Origin of the sequence: Nocardia otitidiscaviarum (genome assembly GCF_007362295.1) — a bacterium.
GTDB classification, from domain to species: Bacteria; Actinomycetota; Actinomycetes; order Mycobacteriales; family Mycobacteriaceae; genus Nocardia; species Nocardia otitidiscaviarum.
Window position 1 is genome coordinate 1,970,427 of the sequence record NZ_CP041695.1, and the last position, 19,423, is coordinate 1,989,849.

General features: G+C 71.0%; 15 protein-coding genes. All 15 read left to right on the forward strand.

The window, feature by feature from the left end; genetic code table 11:
• Positions 1-30: 30 nt before the first annotated feature.
• The 15 genes from ftsL to FOH10_RS08475 all read left to right on the forward strand — a co-directional run bounded on the left by ftsL (position 31) and on the right by FOH10_RS08475 (position 19,391).
• Positions 31-906 carry a cell division protein FtsL gene (gene ftsL / locus FOH10_RS08405; RefSeq protein ID WP_186000762.1) on the forward strand — a complete coding sequence of 292 codons (876 nt, stop codon included), beginning with the start codon at positions 31-33 and terminating at the stop codon, positions 904-906.
• Between the two features lie 220 nt (positions 907-1,126).
• The gene (locus FOH10_RS08410) at positions 1,127-3,112 is read left to right on the forward strand and encodes a peptidoglycan D,D-transpeptidase FtsI family protein (protein WP_186000890.1); all 1,986 of its coding nucleotides are present in this window, start codon (positions 1,127-1,129) and stop codon (positions 3,110-3,112) included.
• Positions 3,113-3,292: 180 nt separating this feature from the next.
• Positions 3,293-4,930 carry a UDP-N-acetylmuramoyl-L-alanyl-D-glutamate--2,6-diaminopimelate ligase gene (locus FOH10_RS08415; protein ID WP_143980299.1) on the forward strand — a complete coding sequence of 546 codons (1,638 nt, stop codon included), beginning with the start codon at positions 3,293-3,295 and terminating at the stop codon, positions 4,928-4,930.
• On the forward strand, positions 4,927-6,573 hold the full coding sequence (locus FOH10_RS08420; protein WP_143980300.1) for a UDP-N-acetylmuramoyl-tripeptide--D-alanyl-D-alanine ligase: 1,647 nt from the start codon (positions 4,927-4,929) through the stop codon (positions 6,571-6,573). Before FOH10_RS08415 ends, FOH10_RS08420 begins: the two co-directional genes overlap by 4 nt.
• Entirely contained in the window at positions 6,570-7,643 is a 1,074-nt protein-coding gene (gene mraY / locus FOH10_RS08425; protein WP_029929299.1) for a phospho-N-acetylmuramoyl-pentapeptide-transferase, read from the forward strand. Before FOH10_RS08420 ends, mraY begins: the two co-directional genes overlap by 4 nt.
• A 52-nt stretch (positions 7,644-7,695) precedes the next feature.
• Positions 7,696-9,141: a UDP-N-acetylmuramoyl-L-alanine--D-glutamate ligase gene (gene murD / locus FOH10_RS08430; protein ID WP_143980301.1), complete on the forward strand. Its 1,446-nt coding sequence runs from the start codon at positions 7,696-7,698 to the stop codon at positions 9,139-9,141.
• Positions 9,138-10,637 (forward strand): putative lipid II flippase FtsW, encoded by a 1,500-nt coding sequence (gene ftsW, locus FOH10_RS08435; protein ID WP_143980302.1) that lies wholly within the window; start codon positions 9,138-9,140, stop codon positions 10,635-10,637. Before murD ends, ftsW begins: the two co-directional genes overlap by 4 nt.
• The gene (gene murG / locus FOH10_RS08440; RefSeq protein ID WP_143980303.1) at positions 10,634-11,767 is read left to right on the forward strand and encodes an undecaprenyldiphospho-muramoylpentapeptide beta-N-acetylglucosaminyltransferase; all 1,134 of its coding nucleotides are present in this window, start codon (positions 10,634-10,636) and stop codon (positions 11,765-11,767) included. The genes ftsW and murG overlap by 4 nt, the downstream gene beginning before the upstream one ends.
• Positions 11,764-13,275 (forward strand): UDP-N-acetylmuramate--L-alanine ligase, encoded by a 1,512-nt coding sequence (gene murC / locus FOH10_RS08445; protein WP_051037090.1) that lies wholly within the window; start codon positions 11,764-11,766, stop codon positions 13,273-13,275. Before murG ends, murC begins: the two co-directional genes overlap by 4 nt.
• Before the next feature lie 6 nt (positions 13,276-13,281).
• Complete coding sequence (locus tag FOH10_RS08450) at positions 13,282-14,085, forward strand: cell division protein FtsQ/DivIB (RefSeq protein WP_143980304.1); 804 nt, start codon at positions 13,282-13,284, stop codon at positions 14,083-14,085.
• A gap of 318 nt (positions 14,086-14,403) precedes the next feature.
• Positions 14,404-15,660, forward strand: coding sequence for a cell division protein FtsZ (gene ftsZ / locus FOH10_RS08455; RefSeq protein ID WP_029929287.1), 1,257 nt, complete (start codon positions 14,404-14,406; stop codon positions 15,658-15,660).
• 486 nt (positions 15,661-16,146) lie between these two features.
• The gene (locus FOH10_RS08460; protein ID WP_143980305.1) at positions 16,147-16,719 is read left to right on the forward strand and encodes a hypothetical protein; all 573 of its coding nucleotides are present in this window, start codon (positions 16,147-16,149) and stop codon (positions 16,717-16,719) included.
• A 193-nt stretch (positions 16,720-16,912) separates the two neighbouring features.
• Positions 16,913-17,653, forward strand: a complete 741-nt coding sequence (gene pgeF / locus FOH10_RS08465; protein WP_143980306.1) for a peptidoglycan editing factor PgeF — start codon at positions 16,913-16,915, stop codon at positions 17,651-17,653.
• 23 nt (positions 17,654-17,676) lie between these two features.
• Entirely contained in the window at positions 17,677-18,426 is a 750-nt protein-coding gene (locus tag FOH10_RS08470) for a YggS family pyridoxal phosphate-dependent enzyme (protein WP_143983942.1), read from the forward strand.
• A 188-nt stretch (positions 18,427-18,614) separates the two neighbouring features.
• The gene (locus FOH10_RS08475) at positions 18,615-19,391 is read left to right on the forward strand and encodes a cell division protein SepF (protein WP_029929282.1); all 777 of its coding nucleotides are present in this window, start codon (positions 18,615-18,617) and stop codon (positions 19,389-19,391) included.
• Positions 19,392-19,423: the final 32 nt, after the last annotated feature.

Genomic DNA, 19,423 nt, shown 5'->3' on the forward strand with positions numbered 1-19,423 from the left:
CGCGGGCACAGGTGTGGGAGGGGTGGTGCTATGACGATGACGCAGGGACGTGTGCAGCGTCGCGAGAACCGCCCGGCCCGTCGGGTCAAGGCGGCCGAGCAGGTGAAATCCGGTGCGGCGCAGCGGGCCTACGCCAAGCGGCGCAGCCGCGAGGGCGCACCCGCCCTGCCGCGCACCGGGGAACCGGTGCTGGCGGGCCGCATTCCGTTCGTCGCGACCATTCTCGCGCTGCTCGGTTGCGGGCTGGCGCTCACCCTGCTGCTCACTACCCGCGCCACCGAGGACAGCTATGAGCTCGGTGCGGCCCGGCGAGTGAACCAGCAGCTCTCCGATGAGCGCGATGCCCTCCAGCGCGAGGTGGCGGCCGCCGATTCGGCCCCCGTGCTCGCCGCCCGCGCCCGCGAACTCGGCATGATCCCGGCCCGCGACCCCGCACGCCTGGTGATCGGCCCGAACGGTGAGGTGATCGTGGTCGGTGATCCGACCCCGGCGGCGGGTTCCCCCGCCCCACCGCTCAACACCCTGCCGCCCACCCCGGGCGCGCCCCCGCCGAATCTCTCGCAGGCGCAGGGCGAGCGGGTCGTCCCGGTCACCACCACCCCGGCCGCCCCGCCGCCCGCGGCGAACCAGAACCCGGCCATCCAGGCCGCCCCACAACCGAACCCGGCCGCCCCACCGAACCAGCAGCCCCCGGCCGCCCCGGCGAACGATGGCGCGCCCCAACCCCCGGCCGACCCGGTGAACAACGACGCGCCGCAACCCCCGGCAGCGCAGCAGCCCGCGCCCCAGGACCCGGTTGCACCCGCACCGCAACAGGTCCAGGACATCCCGCAGGCCCCCGTGCCGGTTACCCCGAACCCCGTGCAGGCGACGCCCGCCCCGGCCCTCCAGGAGGTGCCGAGGTGATCCGCGCGCTGGGCCGGTCCGCCACGGCACCGGCCGACCGGAGTGCCGCACATCCGGTCGCACGGGCCATACGCGGCTGTGCCACAACGGGAACGGAACCAGCCACGGGCTCCAGGCTTCTCGGCCGCACCGGGTCGGCTGCGGGTGCGGCCCGCAACGGCCACCGACCGCATGGTCGCCGCGGCGCTGCGCGAAACGGGGTGGTCGGGTGACGTCGCGGATGTCGCGTGGCCGTGATTCCGGCCGCGACCGTGCCGAGAACGGGCGTGGTCGCGGCCGTTTCGGTGGCGGACGCGGGAACGGCGGTGGCGGGCGCGCGAGTTCGGGAAAGCGGGCGGCGAGTGCGCGGAGCGCGGCGGGGCCCGCGCGGGCGCGCAAGCCGTCCAGACCGCGGCCCGCGCCGGGGTTGGACGCGTCCACGCGGTTCCGGTTCGGCGTGGGGCGGATCGTGATGCTGGTGGCGCTGCTGGTCGCGGCCTTGCAACTGCTGTGGATCCAAAGCGTCTCCGCGCCACGGCTGTCGGCGGAGGCGGCCAGTCAGCGGACGGTGCATCAGATCGATGCCGCCACCCGGGGGCCGATTCTCGACCGCAACGGCAAATCGCTGGCCTTCACCGTCAATGCCAAGGCGCTGACCTTCCAGCCGGTGCGGGTGCGCAAGGATCTGCAGGAGGCGCACGACGAGAATTCGGCCAAACCCGAGCCGGATCAGCGCATGCAGGCCATCGCGAAATACATTCACGGCAAACTCGGCACCGCCGCGCCGGAACAGGATCTGCTGAAGAAGCTGCGCAGTGACGAGCCGTTCGTCTACCTGGTGCGGAACGTGGATCCCCGGGTAGCGGCCGATATCAGCCTGAAGTTCCCGGAGGTCGGCACCGAGCGCCAGGATCTGCGCGAATATCCGGGCGGCTCCCTGGCCGCCAATGTGATCGGCGCGACCGGCTGGGACGGGCACGGCCAGATCGGCCTGGAATCGGCCCTGGACGCGATTCTCGCGGGCACCGACGGCTCGCACACCTACGACCGCGGCTCCGACGGCGCGGTCATCCCGGGCAGCTGGCGTGACCGGCAGCCCGCCGTCAACGGCTACGGCGTCGAACTCACCCTCGACTCCGATCTGCAGTACTACGTGCAGCAGCAGATCCAGCAGGCCAAGGAGCTGTCCGGAGCGCAGGCCGCCTCGGCGGTGGTGCTGGACGCCCGCACCGGGCAGGTGCTCGCCATGGCCAATGATTCGACCTTCAATCCGGCCCTGGGACCGCAGCACTGGTCCAGCTCCTCGCTGGGCAACCCGTCGGTGCAGGAGGTGTACGAACCCGGTTCGGTGAACAAGATCGTCACCGCCGCCGCGGCCATCGAATACGGCCTCACCACGCCCGACGAGGTGCTGCAGGTGCCGGGAAACATCTTCATGGGCGGCGTCACCGTCAACGACGCCTGGCAGCACGGCGTCATGCCGTTCACCACCACCGGCATCTTCGGCAAGTCCTCCAATGTGGGCACGCTGATGCTGGCGCAGCGCATCGGCGAGGACCGCTACTACGACATGCTGCAGAAATTCGGCCTCGGCCAGCGCACCGGCGTCGGCCTGCCCGGCGAGAGCGCGGGCGTGGTGCCCTCCCGTGAGCAGTGGTCCGGCTCCACCTTCGCCAATCTGCCCATCGGCCAGGGCCTTTCGATGACCACCCTGCAGATGACCGCCATGTACCAGGCCATCGCCAACGACGGTGTCCGGGTGCCGCCGCGCATCGTGAAGTCCACGATCGACCCGGACGGCAACCGCACCGAGGAGGAACCGCCCGAGGGTGTGCGCGTGGTGAGCCCGGAGACCGCCGCCACCCTGCGCGAGATGTTCCAGGCCGTGGTGCAGCGCGATCCCATGGGCGTCCAGATGGGCACCGGCGTGCCCGCCGCTGTCGAGGGCTACCAGGTGGCCGGGAAGACCGGTACCGCGCAGCAGATCGACCCCGGCTGCCGCTGCTACTCCACCTCCAGCTACTGGATCACCTTCGCCGGGATGGCCCCCGCCGACAACCCGCGCTACGTGATCGGCCTGATGCTCGACGCCCCGGTGCGCAGCTCCGACGGCAGCGGCGGGCAGTCGGCCGCACCGCTGTTCCACGCCATCGCGTCGTGGGCCCTGCAGCGCGATCGCGTGCCGCCGTCGCCACCGGCGAAACCCCTGATCCTGCAGGCGTCCTAGGACTGGGAACGGGTGAGTGCACGCTCCGGACGACCCCGCGCCGACACCGGCGGGTGAGCGAACCGCGCCGCGCCGATCGCCCAGTGAGGCACCACAGGTAACCTGACTCGTCGATCCGTTGCGGTGGCCCCGCGACGCGCTCGATCACCGCCCAGCCGTTCATCCCCAGAGAGGAGCTTCGTGCCCGCGCAGTCGCAACCGCGTAGCGGAGGTTCGACCGAGCCGCAGGTACTCCGGCCCGCGGACCCACCGGCGACCAGCCTGCGGTCGGTGGCCGAGCTGACGGGCGCGCGGTTCGCGCCGCACGACCGGCGCTCGGCGGACGCGGCGCTCGCCGCCGCGGCCCTGGACGATATCCGGGTCACCGGTATCGAACAGCGCTCGAACGCCGTCCGGCCCGGCGACCTGTTCGCGGGTCTGGCCGGGGAGCGGGCGCACGGGGCGCGGTTCGCCCACGACGCCGTCGCGCGCGGCGCGGTCGCCGTGCTGACCGACGCGGCGGGTGCGGACCTGATCGGCGCGATCGAGGTGCCGGTGCTGGTGCGCGACGATCCGCGCGCGGTGCTCGGCGCGCTGTCCTCGGCCCTCTACGGCGATCCGTCGCGGCGGCTGCGCATCATCGGCATCACCGGCACCTCCGGCAAGACCACCACCTCGTACCTGGTGGAGGCGGGCCTGACCGCGGCCGGGCTGCGCACCGCGCTCATCGGCACCATCGAGACCCGCATCGGCGGCGTGCGCGTGCCCAGCGCCCTCACCACCCCGGAGGCGCCGCAGCTGCACGCCATGTTCGCGGTCATGGTGGAGCGGGGCGTGCAGGCCGTGGTGATGGAGGTGTCCAGTCACGCGCTGGCGCTGGGCCGGGTGGACGGCGTCGAGTTCGCGGTGGGCGCGTTCACGAATCTGTCCCAGGACCACCTGGATTTCCACGCCGATTTCGAGGACTACTACGCGGCCAAGCGCCGCCTGTTCGATCCGGCCTCGTCGGTGGGCGCGGCCACCTCGGTGATCTGCGTGGACGACGCCTGGGGACGGCGGCTGGCCGGGGAGCTCGAACAGCGCACCCATATCGTGACCGTCTCCACCACGCAGCCCGCGCACTGGACCGCCGCCGACGTCACCGCCGGACCGGCTGGCACCCAGAGTTTCACCGCCGCCCGCGGTGCGCTGAACGTGCCGGTGCGCCTGCGCCTTCCGGGTGACTACAACATCGCCAACGGCCTGCTCGCGGTCGCGGTGTGCGAGGCCGCCGGTGTCGATCCGGCCGCGGCCGCCGCCGCGCTGGGCGAGGTGGACGTGCCGGGCCGCATGCAGCGCGTGGACCGCGGCCAGGACTTCCTCGCCGTGGTGGACTACGCGCACAAGCCCGCCGCCGTGGAATCGGTGATCGCCACGCTGCGAACGTATCTCGCCGAACAGGGCGCGGGCGGCCGCCTGGCCGTGGTGGTGGGCGCGGGCGGGGACCGCGACGCCGGGAAGCGCCCGCTCATGGGTGCGGCGGGGGCGCGCGGCGCGGATCTGCTCATCATCACCGACGACAATCCACGCGGGGAGGATCCGGCCGCCATCCGCGCGGCCGTGCGCGCGGGCGCGGACGCGCTGCCGGAGGGGCAGCGTGGCGAGGTGCGCGAGGTGGGGGATCGGGCGGCCGCCATCGCCGCCGCCGTGGACTGGGCCCGGCCCGGGGACGCGGTGCTGGTGGCGGGCAAGGGACATGAGACAGGGCAGGAGATTTCGGGTGTGAAGTATCCGTTCGACGACCGCGAGGTGCTCGCGGCGGCTCTCTCCGAGAAAACTAAGGACCTGACGGTTTCATGATCGAGATGACACTGCGGGAGATCGCGGATGTCGTGGGCGGCACGCTACACGACTGTCCCGACCCGGAGGTGACCGTGACCGGCGCGGTCGAATTCGATTCGCGCCGTATCGGATCCGGCGACCTGTTCCTGGCGCTGCCGGGTGCACGGGTCGACGGACACGACTACGCGCGACAGGCCGTCGCCGCGGGCGCGGTGGCGGTGTTGGCGGCCCGACCGGTGGGCGTGCCCGCCATCGTGGTCACGCCACCGTCCGCCGCCCCGGCAGCGCGAGACGGAGATACCGGAGCCGACGGCGACGCGGCACCGGAAGACCGCCGCACCAGCCGGGCGCTGGCGCTGGCCGCCGATACCGACGGCTCCGGCGCGGCCGTGCTGGCGGCGCTGGCGAAACTGGCCCGCACCAGCGTCGACCGGCTCGTCGCCGCCGGTGGCCTCACCGTCGTCGGCGTGACCGGATCCTCCGGCAAGACCTCCACCAAGGACCTGCTCGCCGCCGTCCTGTCCCCGCTGGGACCCGTTGTCGCTCCGCCCGGTTCGTTCAACAACGAGCTCGGTCACCCCTGGACGGCGCTGCGCGCCGACGCCGACACCCGCTTCCTGGTGCTGGAACTGTCCGCCCGCGGCCGCGGCCACATTCGCGCCCTCACCGAGGTGGCCCCGCCGGGCATCGGCGTGGTGCTCAATGTCGGCACCGCGCACCTGGGCGAATTCGGCAGCCGCGAGGCGATCGCGGAGACCAAGGGCGAACTGGTGGAAGCACTTCCGGCCACCGGGCTCGCGGTGCTCAATGCCGACGACCCGCTGGTGTCGGCCATGGCCGCACGCACCGCGGCGCGCGTGGTCCAGGTCGGCCAGGCCGCCGGCGCGGATCTGCGCGCCACCGACGTCACCCTGGACGAGCAGGCGCGCGCCCGCTTCACCCTGCGCCGCGGGGACGAGAGCGTGGACGTGACCCTGGCCGTGCACGGCGAACACCAGGTCGGCAATGCGCTCGCCGCCGCCGCGGTCGCCCTGGAATGCGGGGCGGATCTCGCGACGGCCGCCGCCGCCCTCGGTGCGGCGCAGGCGGTCTCGGAACGGCGCATGGACGTGCGCACCCGGGCCGACGGCGTCACCGTGATCAACGACTCCTACAACGCCAACCCGGATTCGGTCCGGGCCGCGCTCAAGGCGCTGGTCACCATGGCCAAATCCGGCGACACCGCGCGCCGCAGCTGGGCCGTCATCGGTGAGATGGGGGAGCTGGGCGAGGAATCGGTGCTCGAACACGACCGGATCGGCCGCCTGGCCGTCCGGCTCGACGTGGACCGGTTCATCGTGGTCGGGGCGGGCCGTCCGGTGCGCGCCTTGTTCCAGGGCGCGGTGCAGGAGGGATCCTGGGGCGAGGAGGCGGTGCACGTGCCGGATATCGCCGCCGCCGTCGAACTGCTCGACAGCGAACTGGCACCCGGTGACGTGGTGCTGGTCAAGGCGTCCAAGTCGGTGGGGCTGTGGGCCGTCGCCGAACATCTGACGGCCGCAGCAGGTCCGGATGCGCGGCCCGCCGCTGGTTCTGATTCGCGGCCCGCCGCTGATTCGAAATCGCGGCCCGCCGCTGATTCGATTGCGCGGCCCGCCGCGGCGGAGGAGGCCGCACGATGACCCAGATCCTCTTCTCGGCCGCCATCGCGCTCGCCGTCTCCATTCTGCTCACCCCCGTCCTCATCTCCATGTTCGCCAAACAGGGCTTCGGACAGGAGATCCGGGTCGACGGCCCGGAGAGCCACAAGGCCAAGCGCGGCACCCCCACCATGGGCGGTGTCGCCATCCTCGCCGGTATGTGGGCCGGTTACCTGGGCACCCACCTGATCGGCATGAGCTACGGCCAGCCCGGACCGTCGGCCTCGGGCCTGCTGGTGCTGGGCCTGGCCACCGCGCTGGGCGGCGTCGGCTTCCTCGACGACTTCATCAAGATTCGCAAGCAGCGCAATCTGGGCCTCACCGCGGCGGGCAAGTACATCGGACAGCTCACCGCCGCCGTGGTCTTCGGCGTGCTGGCGCTGAAGTTCCGCAACGACAGCGGGCTGACCCCGGCCAGCAAACACCTGTCCTACGTGCGCGACATCACCACCGTGTCGATGAGCGTGTGGATCTTCCTGGCCTTCGTCTGCCTGGTCGTGGTGGCCTGGTCCAATGCGGTGAACCTCACCGACGGCCTGGACGGTCTGGCCGCCGGGTCCATGAGCCTGGTGCTGGGCGCGTACATGATCATCACCTTCTGGCAGTGGCGCAACGCCTGCGTCGACTACCCGGAGGCGGGCTGCTACAACGTGCGCGATCCGCTGGATCTGGCGCTGGTGTGCGCGGCCGGCGGTGCGGCGTGCATCGGATTCCTGTGGTGGAACGCGGCTCCGGCCAAGATCTTCATGGGTGACACCGGATCGCTGGCGCTGGGCGGTCTGCTGGCGGGCCTGTCCATCACCACGCACACCGAACTGCTCATGATCGTCATCGGCGCGCTGTTCGTGGCCGAGGCGGCGTCGGTGGTGCTGCAGGTCGCGGTCTTCCGCACCACCCGGAACCGGCTGTTCAAGATGGCCCCGTTCCACCACCATTTCGAATTGAGCGGCTGGGCCGAGACGACGGTGATCATCCGATTCTGGATGCTCGCCGGTATGGCGTCCGCGGTTGGTCTGGGCCTGTTCTACAGCGAGTATCTGTCGGTCGGGTAGGTCGAAGGCGATGGTCGAACATTCTCCGAGGGTGCTCCGGTCACCGGGGCCCATGCTCGAATTTCTGCGTGGCCGTGACGTTCTCGTCGCCGGATGGGGGGTGTCCGGGCGCTCGCTCATCGAGCCGCTACAGGACATCGGCGCGCGTCCGGTGGTCACCGACGGCGGTGAGAAGGCCCTGGCGGAGGCGGCCGAACTCGGTCTGGCCACCGCCGCCCCCGCGGATCTGGTGGAACACGGGGCGCTGGACCGGTTTGCGCTGGTGATCACCAGCCCGGGCTGGCGGCCGGACTCCCCGGTGCTGGTCACCGCGGTCACCTCCGGCATCCCGGTCTGGGGCGACGTGGAATTCGCCTGGTGGGTCGATCAGGCCCGCATCTACGGTCCGGTGCGCAAGTGGCTGGTCATCACCGGCACCAACGGCAAGACCACCACCACGCAGATGACGCACGCCATCCTGCGCGCGGCCGGAATCCCCAGCGTGGCCTGCGGCAATATCGGCACCCCGATCCTGGACGCGCTGCGGCGCAATCCCGGACCGCAGGTGCTGGCCGTGGAACTGTCCTCCTTCCAACTGCATTGGGCCCCCTCGGTACGACCCGAGGCCGGGGTGGTGCTGAATGTGGCCGAGGACCACCTGGACTGGCACGGCGGCCTCGACGCCTACGCCGCCGCCAAGGCGCGCGCACTCACCGGGCGGGTCGGCGTGGTGGGTCTCGACGACGCCGTGGCCGCCGCGCTGGCCCGAAAGTCCAAGGCGCGCCGCACCGTCGGCTTCCGCGTCGGCGTGCCCGCCGACGGCGAACTCGGCGTGGTGGACGGCAAACTGCTCGACCGCGCCTTCACCAAGGCCGCCATCCTGGCCGAGGTGGGCGATATCAGCCCGCCGGGCCCGGCCGGAGTGGCCGACGCCCTCGCCGCCGCCGCGCTCACCCGATCCATCGACGTGGCACCGCAATTCGTGAAAGAGGGGCTGGCCGAGCACAAGGTGGGCCCGCATCGGGCCGCCTTCGTGCGCGAGGTCGCGGGCGTCGACTTCATCGACGACTCCAAGGCCACCAACCCGCACGCCGCGCGGTCGTCGATCCTGGCGCACCCGCACGTGATCTGGGTGGCGGGCGGTCAGCTCAAGGGCGCGGGCGTGGAGGACCTCGTCGAGGAGGTGCGCGAACACCTCGTCGCCGCCGTGCTCTTCGGCCAGGACGCCGATGTGATCGCCGCCGCGCTGGCGCGACACGCCCCCGACGTCCCGGTCGTGACCCTGGGTTCGGGGGACGATGCAGGGATGGTCGCCACCGAACTCGCCGCGATCGGGCCGGACGCCGTCATGGCGCGCGCGGTACGCGCCGCCGCCGGATACGCCCGGCGCGGCGACACCGTGCTGCTGGCCCCGGCCGCCGCCTCGCTGGACATGTTCACCGACTACACCCATCGCGGCCGCAGCTTCGCCACCGCGGTGGCGGACCTGAACGAGAAGGACATCGGGAGCACCGAATGACCGCCACCCGGCCCGCCGCGGCGCAGACCCCGCGACGGGCCCGGGCCGGGTGGTTCGGCGCGTGGCTGGCCCGCCCGCTGGCCTCGTTCCACCTGGTGGTGAGCATCGCCGCCCTGCTCACGGTGCTCGGCCTGGTCATGGTGCTCTCGGCCTCCAGCGTCGAGGCGTACGCGGTCGGCAAATCGGCGTACTCGCTGTTCATCCAGCAGGCGGCGTTCGCGGCGGTGGGCGCGCTGGCGTTCTATGTGGCGCTGCGGATTCCGCTGCGGGTGCTGCGGCAGCTGTCCTTCCCGGTGTTCGCGCTGTCGGTGGTGCTGCTGGTGCTGGTGCTCATCCCCGGCATCGGCACCAAGGTGTCGGGTTCGCGGCGCTGGTTCGACCTCGGATTCGTCTCCGTGCAGCCGTCGGAGATCGTGAAGATCACCCTGGTGGTGTGGGGCGCGCACCTGCTGGCCTCGCGCCGCGCCGAATACGCCGACGGGCACGTGGGCTATCGCGAGATCCTGATGCCGCTGGTGCCCGCCGGGCTGCTGGTGTGCTTCCTGGTCGTGCTCGAGCCCAATCTGTCCACCACCATCGCACTGGGCATCGTGCTGGCGGCGCTGCTGTGGTTCGGCGGGCTGCCGCTGCGCATGTTCGTCACCATCGCCGTCTCGGGCGTGGTGGCGGCGGGGGTGCTGGCGTTGTCGGCGGGCTACCGCTCCGACCGCATGCGCGCCTTCTTCAATCCCGGTGAGGATCCGCAGGGCATCGGCTACCAGTCCCGGCAGGCGCTGTATTCGCTTGCCGACGGCGGTATCTGGGGTCGCGGCCTCGGACAGAGCCGGGCCAAGTGGAGCTATCTGCCCAATGCCCACAACGATTTCATCTTCGCCATTATCGGCGAGGAACTCGGCTTCCTCGGATGTGCGCTGGTGCTGGGGCTTTTCGCGCTGTTCGCCTACACCGGGCTGCGCATCGCCACCCGCTCGGTGGATCCGTTCCTGCGGCTGCTGTCCGCCACCGCCACCACCTGGATCACCGGCCAGGCGCTGATCAATATCGGCTATGTGGTGGGGCTGCTGCCGGTGACCGGGCTGCAGCTGCCGCTGGTGTCGGCGGGCGGCTCGTCGCTGGCCATCACGCTGCTCATGTTCGGCATCGTCGCCAATGCGGCCCGGCACGAACCCGAGGCGGTGGCGGCACTGCACGCGGGACAGGACGGCCGGTTCAGCCGCCTGCTGCGCCTGCCGAAGCCGGAGATCTACTCCGCCGGACGCGCCCGCGCCGCCCGCGCCCGCTCGGCGGCCAAACGCTCGGCGAAAGCGGTCAAACCAGGCGCGAAATCGCGACGCGCACTGCCACCGAGCGGTCGGGGCGGCGCGGACGCGCGCAGGTCGATAGATTCGGATTCATCGCGTCGCCGTTCGGCCTCCACCGAATCGTGGCGCAGCACCCGGGCCTGGGAGCCCAGCTATCCGATGAGACATGCGAGAGAACGGGGAAATTCGAGGTGACAGGGGAGCGACCGCTCTCGGTGATCGTGGCGGGCGGTGGCACCGCGGGACATATCGAGCCCGCGCTGGCCGTGGCGGACGCGCTGCGGCGAATCGACCCGAATATCCGGGTGACCGCACTCGGCACCCAGCGCGGACTCGAAACGAAACTCGTGCCCGAACGCGGCTATCCGCTGGAACTCGTGCCGCCGGTGCCGTTGCCGCGCAAGCCCACCATGGATCTGCTGCGGCTGCCGGGGCGTGTCCGCGCCTCCGTGTCACGGACACGCCAGATCATCGACGCCGTCGAGGCCGATGTGATCTTCGGGGTGGGCGGCTATGTCGCGCTACCCGCCTATCTGGCGGCCGGTCCGGGTCCGCTGCGGCGGCGGCGCAGGGTTCCGGTGGTCATCCACGAGGCCAATGCCAAGGCCGGTATCGCCAACAAGGTCGGTGCCCGCGTCGCGGCGCGCGTGCTGGCGGCCGTGCCGAATTCGGGTGTGGCGGCGCGCGGCCGGGCCGACGCCGAGGTGGTCGGCATCCCGGTGCGCGGATCCATCTCCGGACTCGACCGCGCGGGCCTGCGGGCCGCCGCGCGCAGCGAATTCGGCCTGCCCGCCGAGGGACCGGTACTGCTGGTCTTCGGCGGCTCCCAGGGCGCGCGGACGCTCAACGAGGCGGTCTCGGCCGCCGCGCCGCAGCTCATCGCCGCCGGTATCTCGGTACTGCACGCGCACGGGCCGAAGAACAGCCTCACCCTCGACGACACCGCCGGGGACAATGCGAAATACGTTGCCGTGCCGTACCTGTCGCGGATGGATCTGGCCTACGCCGCCGCCGACGCGGTGGTGTGCCGCTCGGGCGCCATGACCGTCGCCGAGGTGTCGGCCGTCGGTCTGCCCGCCTTCTACGTCCCCCTCCCGCACGGAAACGGGGAGCAGGAACTCAATGCCCGCCCGGTGGTGGCCGCCGGCGGTGGCAGAATCGTGGCGGACGCGGAGCTGACTCCGAAATACGTGATCGACGAGGTGATACCGCTGCTCATGGATTCCGATCGGCTGACGGCAATGGGGCGCGCCGCGGCGAACGCCGGACATCGCGACGCCGCCGACGTCATCGCGCGTATCGTGCTGGAGGTGGCGGGCCGATGACGGAGGAGACGGCGGCACCGGTCGAACAGCGCACCGACCTGCCCGCGAATCTGCACCGGGTGCACATGATCGGCATCGGCGGCGCGGGCATGTCCGGCATCGCGCGCATCCTGCTCTCCCGCGGCGGACTCGTCTCCGGCTCGGACGCCAAGGAGAGCCGCGGCGTACTGGCGCTGCGGGCGCGCGGCGCGCAGGTGCGCATCGGTCACGACGCCAGCGCCCTGGACCTGCTACCCGGCGGCCCCAGCGCCGTCGTCACCACCTACGCCGCCATCCCCAAGACCAATCCGGAACTGGTGGAGGCGAATCGCCGCGGCATCCCGGTGCTGCTGCGCCCCGCCGTGCTCGCCTCGCTCATGCAGGGGCACCGCTCGCTGCTGGTCTCCGGTACGCACGGTAAGACCTCCACCACCTCCATGCTGGTGGTGGCCTTGCAGCACTGCGGATTCGATCCGTCCTTCGCGGTCGGCGGCGAACTCAACGAATCCGGCACCAACGCCCACCACGGCACCGGCGGCAGCTTCGTGGCCGAGGCCGACGAGAGCGACGCCTCGCTGCTGCAGTACGCGCCCGATGTCGCGGTGGTCACCAATATCGAATCCGACCACCTGGACTACTTCGGCTCCGACGAAGCCTACGTACAGGTCTTCGACGATTTCGTGGACCGCCTGGTACCCGGCGGGAAACTCGTGGTGTGCCTGGACGATCCGGGCTCGCTGGGACTGGCCGAACGCACCGTGGCCAGGCTCGCCGACGACGACCGCGGCATCCAGGTGCTCGGCTACGGCTCGGCCGGAGTGGCGACCGGGGTGCCCGTCGCCGCGCGCCTGCACTCCTGGGAGCCGCGCGATGTGGGCGGTGTGGCGCAGTTCCAGCTCGCCGACGAACCCGCGCCGCGCACGCTGCGGCTCTCGGTACCCGGCCGCCACATGGCGCTCAACGCGCTCGGCGCGCTGCTGGCCGCCCGCGCCGCCGGGGCCGACGTCGGCGAGATCATCCAGGGGCTGGAGGGTTTCGGCGGCGTGCACCGGCGCTTCCAGCTCACCGGTCGGGAGAACGGCGTGCGCGTCTTCGACGACTACGCCCACCACCCCACCGAGGTGCGCGCCGTGCTCGGCGCGGCGGCGGAGCTGGTGGCGCAGGAGGCCGCCGACGGGGCGCGGTCGCGGCCCGGGCGGGTGATCGTGGTCTTCCAGCCGCACCTGTACAGCCGCACCGCCACCTTCGCGACCGAATTCGGGGCCGCCCTCGACCTCGCCGACGAAGTGGTGGTGCTCGACGTGTACGGCGCGCGGGAGGAGCCGCTGCCGGGCGTGAACGGGGCACTGGTGGCGCAGGCCGTCACCAAACCCGTGCACTACCAGCCGGATATGTCGCGGGTGGGCCGCCAGGTGGCCGGACTCGCGCGCCCCGGCGATGTGGTGATCACCATGGGCGCGGGCGATGTCACCATGCTCGGCGGTCAGATTCTCGACGGGCTGCGCGCCCGGCCCGCGCACGGGCGGTGATCCGGCATGCGCCGCGGGGGAGTGGACGCCGAAACGGCCGATCCGGTCGATGATTCCGTCGATCCGGACGAGACCGGCCGGCGCGCCGACGCGGCCCGCTGGGCCCGGCTCCGGCGCGGTCGCCGGGAGCCCTGGTGGATCCGGGTCCGGGAGTCGCGGCGGGCGCGCATCGGCGTGGCCGCCGGGGTCGTGGTCGCGCTGGCGCTCGGCCTGGTCGCCTATTTCTCACCGCTGCTGGCGGTGCGCACGGTGCGCGTCGACGGCCTGTCGGTGGTGACCGAGGCGCAGGTCCTCGACGCTCTCGACATGCCGGCGGGGCGGTCCATGCTGCGCATCGACACCACCGAGCTGGCGCAGCGGGTGGCGCGGCTGCCCAAGGTGCACTCGGTGCGGGTGCAGCGGGTGTTCCCGTCCTCGGTGCGGGTGACGGTGGTCGAACGCACACCGGTGCTCTTCTTCGAGGCGCCCGACGGCGCCCACCTGATCGATTCCGAGAGCGTGGAATTCGCCATCGAACCGGCCCCGATCGGAGTACCGAAATTGGTCACCGAAACTCCCGGTGGCAACGATCCCGCCACCCGTGCGGCCGTCACCGTGATCAATGCGGTCCCGGTATCACTGCGGCTCGAGGTGGGAGAGATTGTGGCGAGATCGGTTTCGGACATTCAGCTCGAGCTACGCGACGGACGGCGCGTGCTGTGGGGTGGAGCAGGCGATTCCGAGCGCAAGGCGGCGGTGGTGATACCGCTGCTGACACGCGACGGCGAGGTGTTCGACATTTCGAGTCCGAATCTCGTCACGGTAAAGTGAACGATACCCTTTGGGACACCGAAATTTTCGGTGGTCATCCGGAGCGCTTCCGGCTGCCATCCCGGCACCGGAGAGCAACCGTCCACGATACGATGCGAGGCGGGTCGGACGAGTGGGATCACGCAAGATTCTGAATCTCGTTTCGGCGCGCCTGCGCGCGTAACGCGGTGGCTGCGAATAGCGTTCCGCAACAGTCGGATACTTGACATAACGCTAAACCTATGGTTGAGGCTTTATCAGACCGAGACCTTTCGGTACTGGCTTACGGCGAGCATCCGAAGACACCAAGCTTGTTGGATCGAAGGAAGGCGAGAGTCCATGACGCCCCCGCACAACTACCTTGCAGTGATCAAGGTCGTCGGTATCGGCGGCGGCGGCGTGAACGCCGTCAATCGAATGATCGAACAGGGACTCAAGGGAGTCGAGTTCATCGCGGTCAACACCGACGCGCAAGCGCTGTTGATGTCGGACGCGGACGTCAAGCTCGATGTCGGCCGGGAACTCACCCGCGGCCTCGGCGCGGGCGCCGACCCCGAGGTGGGCCGCAAGGCCGCCGAGGACCACAAGGACGAGATCGAGGAGGTCCTCAAGGGGGCCGACATGGTCTTCGTGACCGCCGGTGAGGGCGGCGGCACCGGCACCGGCGGCGCGCCGGTGGTGGCGAGCATCGCCCGCAAGCTCGGCGCGCTCACCATCGGTGTGGTCACGCGGCCGTTCTCCTTCGAGGGCAAGCGCCGCTCCAACCAGGCCGAGGCGGGCATCCAGGCGCTGCGCGAATCCTGCGACACCCTCATCGTCATCCCCAACGACCGGCTGCTGCAGCTGGGCGACGCGGCGGTCTCGCTCATGGACGCCTTCCGCTCGGCCGACGAGGTGCTGCTCAACGGTGTGCAGGGCATCACCGACCTGATCACCACCCCCGGTCTGATCAATGTCGACTTCGCCGACGTCAAGAGCGTCATGTCCGGGGCGGGCAGTGCGCTCATGGGCATCGGTTCGGCGCGGGGTGAGGGGCGCTCGGTGAAGGCGGCCGAGGCCGCCATCAACTCACCGCTGCTGGAGGCGTCCATGGACGGCGCGCACGGGGTGCTGCTGTCCATCGCCGGTGGTTCGGATCTGGGCCTGTTCGAGATCAACGAGGCCGCCTCGCTGGTGCAGGAGGCCGCACACATCGAGGCCAACATCATCTTCGGCACGGTCATCGACGACTCCCTCGGTGACGAGGTACGGGTCACGGTGATCGCGGCGGGCTTCGACGGCACCGGCCCCGCCCGGCGCATCGAATCCACCATCACCCGGACCGCCACCTCCACCATCGGCTCCGCCCGGGCGGGCGACGTGGCCCCGTCCACCTCCCGCACCTCCGACTACGGTTCGGCCCGCACCCCCGACCCGGTGCGCCCCGACCCTGCCCCGGCCCCGGAACAACCGGTCTCCCGCGGTCCCGCCCCCTCCTACGGCTCCCCCCGCCCCTCCATCGACCCGACGGTGGCGCACAACCCCCGCTCGCACATCCAGCCCTCCGACGACGACACCGACGACGACGTGGACGTGCCGTCGTTCATGCGGCGCTGACCCACCACCACCGACGCACCGGTACCCGCACGGGACCGGTGCGTCGGCGCGTTTCGGGATGTGGCCGTGAGCGTCCCGGCCCCGGAATCTCGCGCAGACGCCGCACCGTCGAAAAACGCGAGTACGCCGGATTCCAGACCTCCGCCACGCCGGGGCACCATGCGGCCAGCCGGTGGTCGTGCGCGGCCAGCCGTGCCCGCGGCTGGTCCGAAACTCGCGATGGTCGACGTCGGTGTGCCCCAGTGCGACCGCCTGAGTAGCCGCCGCTGTCCAGGTGGTTGATGTGCGCCAGCTGTCGCTCGGGCGGCTGATGTGGGCGTGGTGTCGTCTGGCGGCGTACTGGCGGGCGCGGTACGCCGCCGTACCGGTGGCGGCGCGGAGGGTGGCGTGGTCCGGGTGCCGCGGCCTGCTAGCGTGGCCGGTCGTTGGGTTGCCAGCGGGTAACGGATTCGATGCGCGGGAATCGCCGCGTGCGGGAGGAGCTTCATGATCAGCACGGTGGGACGGACTGCTCGCTGCGCGATTGCGGTCGCGGCGGTGGGATCTTTCGCCTCCACCGGGATTGCCCAGGCATCGCCGGGGGTGGAGTTGACCGCCGCGCAGAATCTGGTCGCCAATCCCGCGTTCACCGAGGGAGCCCGGGGCTGGGAGGGGCACATCTACAACGCCCACCTCGGCGGCGGCACCGCCACCGTGCGCGACAGCGGGTACGTGGGCCAGGACGTCCCCGTCGTCAAGGGGGCCGAGTACACCTTCTCGGTGCGGGTCGGCGCGGCCGACGGCGGCGGGGTGCTGGCATTGGCCCTGGACTCGGCCACCAGCGTGGCCTACGTGAGCCGCGACGTCACCGCCACCGCCCCCACCACCGTCACCCAGACCTTCACCGCCGTCGGCGACACCGCCTACATCGCCTGCCAGGCCACCCGCGGCCCCGGCGGCTGGTGCGGCGACTTCAGCCTCGTCGCCACCGGCAACACCGGCGGCGGCAGCGGTTCCGCCTCCGGCTCGGCGGGCAGCTCCTCCGGTTCCTCGGGTTCGGCCAGCGGCTCCGCGGGCTGAGAGACGTGTCACCTCGGCATCGAGCCCACCGACAGCGCCGTCGCCGGTGGTGCGATGGGAATCGCGGTGCCGAGCGTGGTCGAGAGTCGGGCGGCGGGTGTTCGGTTCCGGTGTCCGGGGCGGTGCGTCACGTGATGGTCCGCACGCGGCCGCTGGCGCGGGTTGCCCGGTGGTGGCCATTACCCTCGGAGGCATGACTTCTGCTGCACCGGTACTGCGTACTCGGCGGGTGACGACGACACGGGCGGGCGGGTTCTCGAAGGCCCCGTACGACTCGTTCAATCTCGGGGATCATGTCGGCGACGATCCGGAGGCGGTGCGGCGCAATCGATTGCGGCTGGCCGAGAACCTCGGGCTGGCGCCGGAGCGGTTGATCTGGATGGAGCAGATCCACGGGCGCACCGTCACGGTGGTGGACGGGCCGCGCACCGACGCCGTGCCCGCGACCGACGCCCTGGTCACCACGCAGCCGGATCTGGCGCTGGTGGTGCTGACCGCCGACTGTGTCCCGGTGCTGCTGTCGGATGACGAGGCGGGGGTGATCGCGGCCGTGCACGCGGGCCGCATCGGCGCGCGCATCGGTATCGTGCCGCGGGTGCTCGAGGCCATGTACGAACTCGGCGCGAAACCCGAACGCATCGGCGCGTTCCTGGGCCCGGCGGCCAGCGGACGCCAGTACGAGGTGCCCGCCACCATGCGCGCCGACGTCGAGGAGCATCTGCCGGGCAGCGCCACCACCACCGCCAAGGGCACCCCGGGCCTGGATCTGCGCGCGGGCATCCGGCGGCAGTTGGAGGCGGCCGGGGTCGGCGCGGTCGCGGTGGACCCGCGCTGCACCATCGAGGACGAAACGCTGTTCTCGCACCGCCGCGGCGCGCCGACCGGCCGAATCGCCGGTGTGATTTGGATGTCATCCGAGGGAGCGGCGGCATGACCTCCGAATCGTCCACCGCCGCAATGGGTATCGAAACCGACGGCGAGACGCGCGTCACGGCGCGCACCGCCGAACTGTCGGCCAACCTCACCACCCTGACCGAGCGCATCGACGCAGCATGCCGGGTGGCCGGGCGGGAACCCGACACCGTACGCTTACTCCCCGTAACTAAATTCTTTCCGGCCTCGGATATCGAAATCCTCTATGGACTCGGCCGCCGCGAATTCGGCGAATCCCGAGAACAGGAGGCCAGCGAGAAAGTGGCCCAGTTGCGCCACCTGGCGCACGTGCGCTGGGAATTCATCGGACGTCTCCAGCGCAACAAAGCGAAACACGTTGCACGCTGGGCAAATACCGTCTATTCGGTCGATTCGGACAGGTTGGCGACCGCGCTCGACACCGCTGTCACCGCCGCCCTCGAGGCGGGCGATCGCGACACATCCCTGCGTGTCCTGCTGCAAGTCAGCCTGGACGCCGACCCCTCCCGCGGCGGCGTCGCCCCCGACGATCTCCCGGCCCTCGCCGACCGGATCGAGGAAACGGCATCGTTGCAGCTCGCGGGCCTGATGGCGATTCCGCCGCTGGGCACCGATCCGGCCGCCGAATTCGCCCGCCTGGCCGACCTGCACGGCCGCCTGCTGGCGACACATCCCCAGGCCAGGGAGCTGTCGGCGGGGATGTCAAACGATTTGGAGGCCGCCATCGCCCACGGATCGACCTGCGTGCGTGTCGGTACCGCGTTGATGGGCGCGCGACCGATAACCTCGCCTTAGCAAAGAAACCTCATCAGTCACATTTGAAACATATGCTTGTGAAGGACGAGGGACTGAGCAGTACTTCAACACCCCAGGCCAGTCGGGGCCGAAGGAAGGTCGACCGGTATGAGCGAGCGTAGCGAGCGAATGATCGACGCAGCCACGAGCGTGCTCGTGCTGGAGTTGAGCGCTAGCGAGGTGGAGGCATGAGCACGCTGCACAAGTTCAAGGCGTACTTCGGCATGGTTCCGCTCGAGGATTACGAGGACGACTACGTCGACGACCGCGGGGGACACCGGGGTGGCCTCGACGAGCGTGGTGCGCGTCGGCCCCGTCCCCGGGAATACGACCGCGACTACGACCGGTACGCCGACGACCGCTACGACGACGAGCCCGCCTACCCCGAGCCGTCCTACAAGGCCCCGTACCAGCCGGGCTACAGCGTGGCGCGTCGCGATGACTACGCCGACGACTACGCGGATGACCGGTACGAGCCGCCGCGCCGTCCCACCCGCATCGACACCGCCCCGTCCAGCCGCACCCGCAGCCTGGGCGGCGGTGCGCCGATGGTGCGCGGCGCGACCCGCGGTGCGCTGGCGGTGGACACGGAGGCCGAGCGGCGCATGGAAGAGCTGCGGATGGAGGAGCGCCGCATCGAGACCGCGCCGCCGCGCCGGTCCGGGCTCTTCGAGGAAGGCGGCCCCTTGTCCAAGATCACGACGCTGCGTCCGCGCACCTATGCCGAGGCCGCCATCATCGGCGAGCGTTTCCGCGACGGCACCCCGGTGATCATGGACCTGGTCGAGATGAGCAACTCCGACGCTCGCCGCCTGGTCGACTTCGCCGCCGGGCTGGCCTTCGCGCTGCGTGGCTCGTTCGACAAGGTCGCGACCAAGGTGTTCCTGCTCTCACCGGCCGATGTGGACGTATCGGCCGAGGAGCGTCGGCGCATCGCCGAAACCGGTTTCTACAACCAGAAATAGCGACCCCGTCCGGGTGCGGCCGCACCGCCGCA